The 10,696-nt window shown below is 51.6% G+C and carries 13 protein-coding genes; 2 read left to right on the forward strand and 11 right to left on the reverse strand.

Annotated elements, in window-relative coordinates:
• Positions 1-226 precede the first annotated feature (226 nt).
• The 8 genes from OOZ48_RS18265 to OOZ48_RS18300 all read right to left on the reverse strand — a co-directional run bounded on the left by OOZ48_RS18265 (position 227) and on the right by OOZ48_RS18300 (position 6,517).
• A complete protein-coding gene (locus OOZ48_RS18265) occupies positions 227-1,678 on the reverse strand; it encodes a lipopolysaccharide biosynthesis protein (RefSeq protein ID WP_269500249.1) in 1,452 nt (483 codons plus the stop codon).
• A 72-nt stretch (positions 1,679-1,750) separates the two neighbouring features.
• A complete protein-coding gene (locus OOZ48_RS18270) occupies positions 1,751-2,989 on the reverse strand; it encodes a glycosyltransferase (protein WP_269500250.1) in 1,239 nt (412 codons plus the stop codon).
• Positions 2,986-3,690: a hypothetical protein gene (locus OOZ48_RS18275; RefSeq protein ID WP_269500251.1), complete on the reverse strand. Its 705-nt coding sequence runs from the start codon at positions 3,688-3,690 to the stop codon at positions 2,986-2,988. The genes OOZ48_RS18270 and OOZ48_RS18275 overlap by 4 nt, the downstream gene beginning before the upstream one ends.
• A gap of 60 nt (positions 3,691-3,750) precedes the next feature.
• Complete coding sequence (locus tag OOZ48_RS18280; RefSeq protein WP_269500252.1) at positions 3,751-4,704, reverse strand: Gfo/Idh/MocA family oxidoreductase; 954 nt, start codon at positions 4,702-4,704, stop codon at positions 3,751-3,753.
• Between the two features lie 36 nt (positions 4,705-4,740).
• On the reverse strand, positions 4,741-5,088 hold the full coding sequence (locus OOZ48_RS18285; RefSeq protein ID WP_269500253.1) for a MarR family EPS-associated transcriptional regulator: 348 nt from the start codon (positions 5,086-5,088) through the stop codon (positions 4,741-4,743).
• A 101-nt stretch (positions 5,089-5,189) separates the two neighbouring features.
• The gene (locus OOZ48_RS18290) at positions 5,190-5,684 is read right to left on the reverse strand and encodes a hypothetical protein (protein WP_269500254.1); all 495 of its coding nucleotides are present in this window, start codon (positions 5,682-5,684) and stop codon (positions 5,190-5,192) included.
• A gap of 2 nt (positions 5,685-5,686) precedes the next feature.
• Complete coding sequence (locus tag OOZ48_RS18295) at positions 5,687-6,127, reverse strand: helix-turn-helix domain-containing protein (protein ID WP_269500255.1); 441 nt, start codon at positions 6,125-6,127, stop codon at positions 5,687-5,689.
• A gap of 48 nt (positions 6,128-6,175) precedes the next feature.
• Positions 6,176-6,517 carry a hypothetical protein gene (locus tag OOZ48_RS18300; RefSeq protein WP_269500256.1) on the reverse strand — a complete coding sequence of 114 codons (342 nt, stop codon included), beginning with the start codon at positions 6,515-6,517 and terminating at the stop codon, positions 6,176-6,178.
• Between the two features lie 503 nt (positions 6,518-7,020).
• Here OOZ48_RS18300 and OOZ48_RS18305 point away from each other — a divergent pair.
• Entirely contained in the window at positions 7,021-7,788 is a 768-nt protein-coding gene (locus OOZ48_RS18305; RefSeq protein ID WP_269500257.1) for a DUF4351 domain-containing protein, read from the forward strand.
• Between the two features lie 132 nt (positions 7,789-7,920).
• A complete protein-coding gene (locus OOZ48_RS18310) occupies positions 7,921-9,015 on the forward strand; it encodes a DUF4351 domain-containing protein (RefSeq protein ID WP_269500258.1) in 1,095 nt (364 codons plus the stop codon).
• Between the two features lie 72 nt (positions 9,016-9,087).
• On the opposite strand, the gene OOZ48_RS18315 is transcribed toward OOZ48_RS18310, so the two are convergent.
• The 3 genes from OOZ48_RS18315 to OOZ48_RS18325 all read right to left on the reverse strand — a co-directional run.
• Entirely contained in the window at positions 9,088-9,726 is a 639-nt protein-coding gene (locus tag OOZ48_RS18315; RefSeq protein ID WP_269500259.1) for a zeta toxin family protein, read from the reverse strand.
• Entirely contained in the window at positions 9,726-10,076 is a 351-nt protein-coding gene (locus OOZ48_RS18320) for a type II toxin-antitoxin system prevent-host-death family antitoxin (protein ID WP_269500260.1), read from the reverse strand. The genes OOZ48_RS18315 and OOZ48_RS18320 overlap by 1 nt, the downstream gene beginning before the upstream one ends.
• Positions 10,077-10,597: 521 nt before the next feature.
• On the reverse strand, positions 10,598-10,696 hold a 99-nt coding region (locus tag OOZ48_RS18325), incomplete at its 5' end, for an IS3 family transposase (protein WP_269500237.1).

Raw genomic sequence — 10,696 nt, forward strand, 5'->3', positions numbered from 1 at the left:
ATAAAAACACCGTAGAAATTTGCAGGAAAACGTGCCCACATTATCTCAAATCCTGCAAATCCAAACCACCAAAATTACCCTGAAACCCGCGCCACCATTGGCTTCGCGCATTATTCAGGGTCGACTAATTAGCCCTCAGATTCTCATACAGCGCGCCGACATCATCAACCCATTTCTTCACTTCAACCGTAGACGACGGGTCTCGTAAACTAAATTGAATCCGCCATCAGTTTTTGCTTTCTTCAAAATCAAAAGATCTCTGTCGTAAAATATCGATCCTGCCAGAAAGCAAGATTCTCAAATTTAACACTTCCCCCTTGAACATAAATATAAATATTACAAAAGCAATCACCCAGACAGTCTCAATAGGGACAAAAGAATTATTTTTGTAAATTACCCCGTATATTGAAATTAAAGAAACAATGGAAACTAATAAATATATCTTTGCTCTCTTAAAATTTCGCCAAACCAATGCGGAGGTTTCGGTTCTAATTAGAAAAAAAACAAAATAAGAAATTAGATTTGCGACTATAGCCCCTCCCGCACCATATGCGGGAATCAGGTAAAACCCAAGCAATACATTAAGGCCAAAAGAAACGGCTGAAGCAAGGAAGACAAATATTGTTCGTCGCGCAATCGCTACTCCAATGCCAGTAACCTCAGAGAGAATATAATACAATGGAGGCGCTATAGCTGCCACCAAAAGATATCTAATATCAGAATAATGACTGGGCAGTACATAGCCAAGCAGCCAGGAAAAGCACCCAATGAGGCAGAATATGAGACATACAATGACCATCACTGGATTAATTATATAATCTATATGTTTTACTTCAGTATTTTTACTAGCCCATTTAAAAACCATTGGGCTCCATATAACCGTAAATACAGATTGAAGCACTGAAGCAACGCCGGCGAATCCGCAAACTATTGAGTAAATCCCCAGCTCATCAAAACTAGATCTGTAGCGTAATAATAGCACTCCAGCGGCAGTCAATCCCCAATAAGATAATCCAGAAAAAACCAGAGGAAATCCAAATCTCAGTAGAGAAACCAGTTGGGATTTATTTATTTTCTCGGTTAAAGATTGACGCCATCCATGCCTAGTTAACCAAACCAGGACCAGAAATGCTGCAAATAACGAGGTGGCTTGTATTAATAATAATATTTCAAATTCTTTATTGATCTCAAACAACGCAACTACAACCAGTAGAACAAATTGAACAAATTTTGGAGTGATCTGTGCTAATGAAAATAATACCCCATCCCCCTTCATTCTCAATATTAATGATAAGAATCTCGATGCAAAAGAAAAGACTGTAGCGATGACAGTAATCATCAAAATTGACGACTTTTCTTCTCCAAAAGCGTAACTCGACAACTGCTCGCCAAAAAAAATAGCCGCAAAAGTAAACGCGGCCAGAAAAACTATTCCGGGTAGAAAACAAGCCTTGAACAGTGAAGCTTTGTTTTCGACCTCGTGATATTCTCTCACATAAGCTACATCTAGGCCGAGCACCGTAAACAAAACACCAAAGGTAAGCATTACTTGAAATACATTTAATTTACCAATATCTCCTGGCAAAAACATAAATGCAATTAGCGGTAAGGTGGCAAATCCTAACAGAGCATTAATTACTGGGCCTATCGCGAATCCCAAGGTTTTATTATATTTCACGACTTACCAAGGCATGAGGCCTGTTCGTTTTGTGCGCACGACCCATGCACCCTGACGAAATTTCCGAGTTGATCATATACGCCCTTCATGCAAAAAGATGTCAATTAGTGAAGAGTAATTTTTTGTCGCATTGAAATCGGAGTCTATTTTCTTCTTTGCATTAGATCTATACTTTATCTCTTTGCTTTTCTCATACATTACGACTATAGCGTCGGATATCTCTATAGGTTCTGGTTTCTCTTTTAATAAAAATCCCGTCTTATAAGAAACAATCTCGGGCACACCGCCTACCTTCGGCGCAATGGCAGGAACACCATAACTCATAGCCTCCATAATTGAAACAGGAACTCCCTCTGAATCGCTAGTATTTATAAGAAAATCAACTTTATTCTCCTTAATGTATTTTTTTACTTCCAAGTTACTCATCGATCCTAAAAATCTGTAATTTATTTTTTTCCCAGAAAGCCTCTGATCTGCCAATTGCATCATATAACTGAGCAAATCTCCTCCACCAATATGGACCCATGAAATATCTACCCCTTTCAATCGATCCGTAGACAATACCAAGCTTTCTATAATTTTATCGATCCTCTTAACAGGTAGACATAGGGAGATAGACAAGATGTTTAGCTTGCCTCTCCCTGAGCATGGGGTGTAACTTGAACAAGTGGAGACACCTAATCTGCTAAGTGAAATTGACCTCTCATCCACTCCATATCTTCTTATTAAATAATTTTTGCCATGCTCTGAAATTGGCAATAGAAGGTCATATTCAAGGATAAATTGTTTTTTTAAAGGCATGTAAGAGCCTCTTCTCCTCCCCTCATAAAGATCATACCCATGCGCCCGAGAGTAGACTCTATCTATTAATCCTTTTCGCTTTAATAAAACTGAAGCATAGGATTGAACATCATTCCAGTAGCAGTAGACAATATCAAAACCACCATTTTTTTCTATTACATTTTTTAGTCTTTTTCTATGAAACAAAACAAGTGCAGTTATTTTTAATGTTTCCATAATAACTGCGCAGCCTATTTTTTTTTCTCGAGCTATATTTGCAATATCAATCCAGAAAATTTTTGATAATAGGGCCAATGGCAGATATAAAGCTTTCTCGAATCTAAAAGAAGAAGTCAGCCCAAGTTCCATATCCACATTTTTAGGCAGAATTCTGGGATTACCTCTTTTTCCAGAGGGAGCGACACAAATGGAAATCTCTTTCCGTCTAGCCAGATAAGCTACCTCCAGCTCTATAAATTGCTCTCCAGGATAATACGGAAAATTACTTGTCAACAATAATAATCTTTTCATTTTTTATGTAATACAGTTTTTTCACTTTTTTCACTATTTTTTTCAATCATAAACAATAATCCATCTCTAACCAAAGGAAACCACCATTTGATTGCACTTGAAATTGGCCGCCGAATATTTAACGTATCAGTATAATAAAATTTATTAACCTTATAGCCGGCTTCATAGATGGTTTTTGCTAAGGTATAAGGGGAAAACCAGTATTTATGATCTGTATTTACCGTTTCAGAAAGCAGCTGCAATCTATTAGAGAACCTATAAGCATTCGGGGTGCTTATTGCTATAGGACAATTATATTTATCAAGATCCACCAGAAATTTACCCACATTACTTATGTGCTCAATTACGTCTGGAACAACCACCAAATCAAACTTTATATTGCTTGGTATATCATTAATATGGTATAGATTTTCTATACCCAAATTTTTCATTTTCTGAAGAGCCACAAGATTTATATCTGCACCTACAGCTAGATGCGCACTCTCGACAATTAAGTCATGGAGATAAGTGCCTTTTTTACGCTTTTCTTCTATGAGCGCAATGTGATCCGCACACCCCATGTGAAGTACCCTTTTCCCCTTTGATATTTCCTTGTAAATATCATTACGACAAAACAAATCCGTTCGATTGATTTTAAATCTTTTGCCGTTAGATATTTCTGTTCCCAACAAGTATCTTTTTACCTCATCGTCTATGATCATTTTTTCCTCTTAAACTTGACTTTATTTCTGCCACTTACTGGACGGGGCTATTTATATTTACTAAATTAAGTAGTGGTTTAGAAAGGGATGGTAGTCGCCCGTCAGCGGTGCGATGGGCGCATTGCGGATCGTGGACACGGTTTCGATGGCCACGCGGTTTTCCTCCAGGCCAAAGCCGCGGCCCGCCAGGATTTCCTCGTAGCTGCGCGTGTGCAGGTCGGTAAAGCCGCCGGAAAATTCGATTTCCTCGCCGTCCACGGTGATCGACCGGTACGTGCGCTGACCTTGGTCGCGCTGCGCCTGGGGGACGTCCTGGTAGTCCACCGACAGGAACCAGCGCACCCGGGCATGCTCGTATTCCAGGTAGCCCGCGGCCTTGGTGTCCTCGCTGTGGTGCACGATGTTGTCCTGCAGCCCGCCAAAGATATAGTGCAGCATGTCAAAGAAATGCACGCCGATGTTGGTGGCGATGCCGCCGGATTTCTTCAGGTTGCCCTTCCAGGATTGCAGGTACCAGTGGCCGCGCGAGGTGATGTAGGTCAGGTCGACTTCGTGCTTGGTGTCCTTGGCCTGCGCCCGCACCTTGTCGCGCAGGGCGACGATGGCCGGATGCACGCGCAATTGCAGGATGGTGTTGACCTTGCGGCCCGTGTCGCGCTCGATGTCCAGCAGGCCGTCGATGTTCCAGGGGTTCAGCACCAGGGGTTTCTCACAGATCGCATCGGCGTCCGAGCGCAAGGCGAACCGCATGTGCGAGTCATGCAGGTAGTTTGGTGAACAGATCGACACATAGTCGATGTTGTCCGACTTTTCCGACCGGCGCATCTTGTCGATATGCCGGTCGAAGCGTTCGAACTCGGTGAAGAACTCCGCATCCGGGAAATGGCTGTCGATGATGCCTACGGAATCGTTCGGGTCCAGGGCGGCCACCAGGCGATTGCCGGTGTCCTTGATGGCTTTCATATGGCGCGGTGCGATATAGCCGCCCGCGCCGATCAGGGCGAAGTTCTTCATATTATTGAGTAGTAGGCTCTGGTTAGGTGTTCGGACTTAACGACGTGGCTGCTGGGATGCATTTGGTATTTCGGCACGGAGGGCTTCTAGTTCAGACTTAAGCAATTCATATTCGGTCTGCTTGCGCTCGATATAACCCTGGGTCAAGCGCATCCGCTCCTTCACACCCTCGGGCGTCAATAGGTACGCGGTCTTCACCAGCTTCTGATCCGACCGCAAGAACTTCCCGATCTTCACTAACCCCTTTTCCATCAGGGCGCGCAGCACGTAGTTCGTGCGCCCCAGACTCAGCCCGATGGCGGCGGCCAGCTCCCGCTGGCTGTAGTCGGGGTGCTCCTCCAGGGTCTTGAGCACGCGAAAACGGGCTTGCTGTTCAGGGGTCATAGAGGTGTCTTGGGCACGCTACCGCCCTGCCGTGTTGGGGCCGGCATAGATGAAAGCATTTAGGAAAGTCGGCACGAAGGAGCGCAATGAAAAGGCAGGGGCTATTTGCTCTTCTTCGCAGTAGCGCGGCGCTGCCCAGCTTTTTTCGACGGCACAGATGCCTTGGATGCGCCCGCCGATTGGTCGATCGATGGCCGATGATCCAGGAAATTCGCGCCCGGCAGGCAAATGGCCCCGTGTGGCATCCGTGAGGTGACGACAGTGGTCATTTCCCGAATGGCACCGTAGAGAATGGACAATCCGTTGACGACGACTAGATCCGTGACTTTCTCCGGAGTGTCAGTTCCTATGAACTCGAACAAGCCCATGGCTTGGACGTCCATGGTATAGGGTGCGGTCTTGCCTTCTTCGTTTTCAACGATGAAACGCAGGTACAGGAAATGTGTGTTTCCATCGCGCTTCTGGTGATTTGTATGGATCCCTATCGAAACATCGTCCCAATCAAAATTCGAGGCATCAATCCCCTCGCCTGCAATCGGTTGAATATCCAGTCCGGCAAGTACGATCGACTTGGTTTGAACATTGCTCAGGCGCATGATTACGCTACTTCCACAGCGGATTCCTGTGCGTCAAAATCAATGACATAGGCATGCTCATTAACCGCCGATTCGGGCCTCATCAGGTTAATCTGTGGGGAGCCATGCTTCCTACGCAAGGCCTGTTCCAGCAAGCTCCAATCCTGATCCTCCACATGCTTTCGCTGGAATACAGGCGCTTGTGGATTGGCCTGGATGTCCAGCGTCAAGTCGAGCGCACGGCAGAGCTTCACAAGCGTCCTGATGGACAGGTTCTCGCCCCCGCTCAGGACGCGTGACACGTAGCCCGCCGAAACCCCTGCACGCTGGGCGAATTCTGACTGACTGATCTCTTGGGATTTCAGAACCCTCAGCAGTTGCAGCGCAAACCGATGCCGAGCCTTGAATTCCCAGTAATCATTGTGTTGTTTTGCTTCCTTCATGGATTGCGAAAATTCTGCCATAGCAGCCTCCATATGACCCGGTATTCATTGACGTCCGGATCCACCATATCAGTAGTTAAGGGTGCCTTGACCATGTGCCGCCAGGTAGTCTTGCTTTGCCTTCCGTAGCATCCGTTCGATCTTTCTAGGCGTGGTCTGTTGCTTCTTGCGATAAATTCCAGGAATGATGATGACGCGCCTATCCGCCCCGTAGAACCAGTACAACCTCAATGGTCCTTTGATGAATTCATAGATTTGAGCGCCAGCGACTGCTTCATGGCACACCAATGTTCCTATATAGAGCTGCGGTCCCTCAGGTTCGGCAAGGCAGCTTTCCAGCAATGCCAAGAGGCTGCGCATGGCACGGGCAGCAGTCGCATCGGCAAGCAACTGGGCGATTTCCTCGTCCAAGTCGCATTGGCCGTCCTCATCGCAAATGGCATATGCCCTCCAACAGGAAGTCGGTCCGCCGGACAGGTCTGCCAAGTGTTTAAGATACACTAAATTTTACCTACAGGTAAACAAAGGCTTGCTGTTCAGGGGTTATAGAGGCGTCTTGGGCACGCTACCGCCCTGCCGTGTCGCGGTCGGCATGCGCAGGGGTGTTTCAGGATGTTATGTGTTCAAAGGTGAACATGCTAACCCAGCACGCGGGGTTTTGCCATGGGATTCCGAGGGCTTCTGATGGTTTTATGCTCTCATGTGTGCACAGCGGCCGCCACCGGACAGGGATCGGATCGGACCTGCATGCAATCATCGATTGGACGCACCCGCCGGTGTTCCTGGATAAGGAACTGCAGGCTATTGCGGGGCCTCGGCGGGGGCTTCCACGGGGATCGACTGACTCGTCCGGCGGACTGGACGGCAGCTCAGGCAAAGCACCCGGCCGTCTTTACACTGACAAGCTCATCCTCGTGCGACGCCGCGATGGCGGGTCGGCAAGGCTGCTGATCCATGTCGAGGTCCAGGGCGGCCCCATCGGCCCAAAGGCCAGAATCCTCTTTGCACGGCGCATGTATCGGTATCGGTACCGGCTTGAGGACCGATATGGCTCCAGCCCGGCACAGCCCATCTACAGCCTCGGCATCCTCACCGCCAGCCGTGGCGGCCCCTCGCACTTGATCCACAGCAACGAGTTCCTCGGACAGGGTGTGCGATTCACCTTTCCCGTGGTGCACATGGCACAATGGCTCAGGCGCTGGGACGAACTCGAGGCGCTAGCGCCGGCGAACCCCTTTGCCGTGGTCGTGATGGCCCAGCTGACCGCCCTGCGGTTCCGCCGCAAGGCCGCGCGACTGGACCCCAAGGTCGACCTGATGCGCCGCCTGGCCGGCTACGGATATGCCAGGGACGACATCGACGCCCTGGTCAGGCTGGTCGACTGGATGATCGCATTGCCCGAGGCGCTGGAGCCGGACTACATGCGGGCATTGGAGGCCCTGGAACAGGAGCATGCAATGACATACATCACGACACCTGAGCGGGTTGGTTTGAGGAGGGGGCGCGCCGAGGGACGTGTCGAAGGCCAGGCGGATCTGCTGCTGCGACAATTGGCCCGCCGGTTCGGAACAATCCCCGACACGACAACCGCACGCATCCGCTCGGCGAGCGCTGCGCAACTCGAGACCTGGGCGCTGAACATCCTCGATGCCGAAACGCTGGACGAGGTGTTTGGGGATTGATACGCGCAGGCGCGTCTGCTGATACTCAGCTAGGCGTATTTCCCACAGAGACAATTTCATTCACCACGTCGCCCGTGGCGCAGTCGGATCGACCATGATGGGTGCTTTCCCCATTCATGCGAGGGTGCCCGCATGGGCCACGATGCCGACGCCCCGGCCGATGATCACGACAGCCCCTGGAAGGAGGCGCTGGAGGTCTTTTTGCCTCAGTGCCTGGCCCTGCTCGCACCAGACCTGCATGCAATCATCGATTGGGCGCATCCGCCGCAGTTTTTGGATAAGGAACTGCAGGCTATTGCGGGGCCTCGGCGGGGGCTTCCACGGGGATCGACTGACTCGTCCGGCGGACTGGACGGCAGCTCAGGCAAAGCACCCGGCCGTCTTTACACTGACAAGCTCGCGCGCGTGCGCCGCCTCGATGGTGGGTCGGCGAGGCTGCTGATCCATGTCGAGGTTCAGGGCGGTCCCATCGGCCCAAGGGCCAGAATCCTCTTTGCCCGGCGCATGTATCGGTATCGGTACCGGCTTGAGGACCGCTACGGCGGATCCTTCAATCACACCGTCCACAACGGCGAATCCGGTAGTCGCGCCATCTACAGCCTGGGCATCCTCACCGCCAGCCGCGGCGGCGCCTCGCACCTGGTCCATTGCGATGAGTTTCTCGGCCAGGGGGTGCGGTTCACCTTTCCAGTGGTGCACATGGCACAATGGCTCAGGCGCTGGGACGAACTCGAGGCGCTAGCGCCGGCGAACCCCTTTGCCGTGGTCGTGATGGCCCAGCTGACCGCCCTGCGGTTCCGCCGCAAGGCCGCGCGACTGGACCCCAAGGTCGACCTGATGCGCCGCCTGGCCGGCTACGGATATGCCAGGGGCGACATCGATGCCCTGGTCAGGCTGGTCGACTGGATGATCGCACTGCCCGAGGCGCTGGAACCGGACTATATGCGGGCATTGGAGGCCCTGGAACAGGAGCATGCAATGACATACATCACGACACCTGAGCGGGTTGGCTTGAGGCGCGGGCGTGCCGAGGGACGCGTCGAAGGGCGCATCGAGGGACGCGTCGAAGGCCAGGCTGAGTTGCTGCTGCGACAATTGGCCCGCCGGTTCGGAACAATCCCCGACACGACAACCGCACGCATCCGCTCGGCGACCGCCGCGCAGCTCGAGATCTGGGCGCTGAATTTCGTCGATGCCGAGACCCTGGACGAGGTGTTCGGGGATTGACGCCTTCGCCCGCCTGTCTGCTGACGCGCCGCCTGGCCGGCTAAGGATATGTCCTGGGCGACATCGACGACACTAAGGGGGGTCCAGTTCAAACGCCGCTTCAAGCGCCGGTTTGACCCATTCTGGTGCATCGACAGCCTCTATCAGCATTGCAGGATGAATGCGTTGGGCTGCGCGCATCTCCAAGAGCAGCTTCGGTTCGCCAATTGCCTGCCCTTTCGCAAATTGTGTGCTGTTATCGTATACGCGCAAATAGGCCAAGGACGGCATCAAGACAATCAGATTTCTCAGCGAGGAAACCCAGCGCTGCCGCACCTTCGCTTCCGGAATGTCATGCCCGCCGTTTCGAACACGCAGCTTGATGCGATCAAGGTGCAGCTGCGGGTCGCGCAGCCCGCAATACCAGACCATGACATCGTGCGTTTTGCAGGCCTGCAGCAAATACTGAGTGATGCTGTGCCCGCCCAACGTTGTTTCAAACGCAAACGACCGGCGCGCGGCCATGGCTTGGCGCAAGCGGCGCACACCCTCTTGCCAGGCTTCTATGTTGGCTTTTTCTTGGGACACCCCATAGTTCGTCACCAATGCCCTGGCAAAATCGTCGGGGTTGTACCATGCCAGGCCGGCCTGGGTCAGCAAATACCCGCCGATGGAACTCTTGCCAGCGCCATTGACCCCCGCTAATACATATAGAACGGGCCTGCCCTGCATTAATAGGTATCCCCGGCCTTGACATGCCCCCCCAACGATCCCGGCTGACTCATCAGATCCCGCAGCCGGTTCCCCGCATCCGGTGCCTCGAGCGCCGCGAGTCGGGCATCGAATCGGTCCCTGAGCGCTTGCAAGGGGTCATTGGCCGCATTGGCCGCCGAGCGCGCGGCTTTGACGAGCCGCTCATATTCCTCGGTGGACAGAATGACAGCCTCGGGTTCGTTATGGTTGGTGACGACCAAGCGGCCTTCACCGCTCAAGGAACGCATCACGCCTCTCCAGCCTTCGCGCTTGATGGTCGACGCGGACGCGGTGGGTAATTGAGAAATAGCTTCAAACAGCGTAGTCATCCCGTTCTCCAAAAAGTCTTTGGACTATTTGATCTATTTTACCTAATTTGGACCGGCAAGGTCATTCCCATATGGGCATTCCGGCTCGGAACAATCCCCGATACCGCAACCGCACGCATCCGCTCGGCGGCCGCCGCGCAACTCGAGACCTGGGCGCTGAACATCCTCGACGCCGAAACCCTGGACGGGGTGTTTGGGGAATGATCCGCGTGGAGACCTTCCCTGTTGCAGCTGCGGGCGCATGCAATGAGGTTTCCCACAATGGCTATCTTTTGCTGCATTGCAAAATTGAACCTTGCGCAATGGCAAGCAACTTGTTAAGCTACCACCCGATAACCCCCATGTCTTAGACATGGGCTGCGGGGCCTCTTCGGAGGCCCTTGCTTTTAGGCCTTCCACAATGAGAAGAACGACGGTCTACATCGACGGCTTCAACCTCTATTACTCGACGCTAAAAGGCACGAGCTACAAAGGTCAATTTTCCAGCCACGTTGGGGGGTGCGGACGTTTTCTTGGACGGTTTAAACGGAGATCAACCCCAGCGCCTGACGATACTCCACGGGGCTACGTCCGCCAAGTGAGACCTTGATGCGACGTTCGTTGTACCAGCGGATGTAGGC

Source organism: Castellaniella sp. S9, assembly GCF_027257175.1.
Classification (GTDB): domain Bacteria; phylum Pseudomonadota; class Gammaproteobacteria; order Burkholderiales; family Burkholderiaceae_B; genus Castellaniella.

What these genes read in the sequence shown, in the direction of transcription:
- OOZ48_RS18295 (WP_269500255.1), bottom strand. Translation starts at nt 6,127, where the DNA reads ATGGCAGAATTTTCGCAATCCATGAAGGAAGCAAAACAACACAATGAT.
- OOZ48_RS18320 (WP_269500260.1), bottom strand. Translation starts at nt 10,076, where the DNA reads ATGACTACGCTGTTTGAAGCTATTTCTCAATTACCCACCGCGTCCGCG.
- OOZ48_RS18315 (WP_269500259.1), bottom strand. Translation starts at nt 9,726, where the DNA reads ATGCAGGGCAGGCCCGTTCTATATGTATTAGCGGGGGTCAATGGCGCT.
- OOZ48_RS18290 (WP_269500254.1), bottom strand. Translation starts at nt 5,684, where the DNA reads ATGCGCCTGAGCAATGTTCAAACCAAGTCGATCGTACTTGCCGGACTG.
- OOZ48_RS18275 (WP_269500251.1), bottom strand. Translation starts at nt 3,690, where the DNA reads ATGATCATAGACGATGAGGTAAAAAGATACTTGTTGGGAACAGAAATA.
- OOZ48_RS18270 (WP_269500250.1), bottom strand. Translation starts at nt 2,989, where the DNA reads ATGAAAAGATTATTATTGTTGACAAGTAATTTTCCGTATTATCCTGGA.
- OOZ48_RS18310 (WP_269500258.1), top strand. Translation starts at nt 7,921, where the DNA reads ATGGGCCACGATGCCGACGCCCCGGCCGATGATCACGACAGCCCCTGG.
- OOZ48_RS18285 (WP_269500253.1), bottom strand. Translation starts at nt 5,088, where the DNA reads ATGACCCCTGAACAGCAAGCCCGTTTTCGCGTGCTCAAGACCCTGGAG.
- OOZ48_RS18280 (WP_269500252.1), bottom strand. Translation starts at nt 4,704, where the DNA reads ATGAAGAACTTCGCCCTGATCGGCGCGGGCGGCTATATCGCACCGCGC.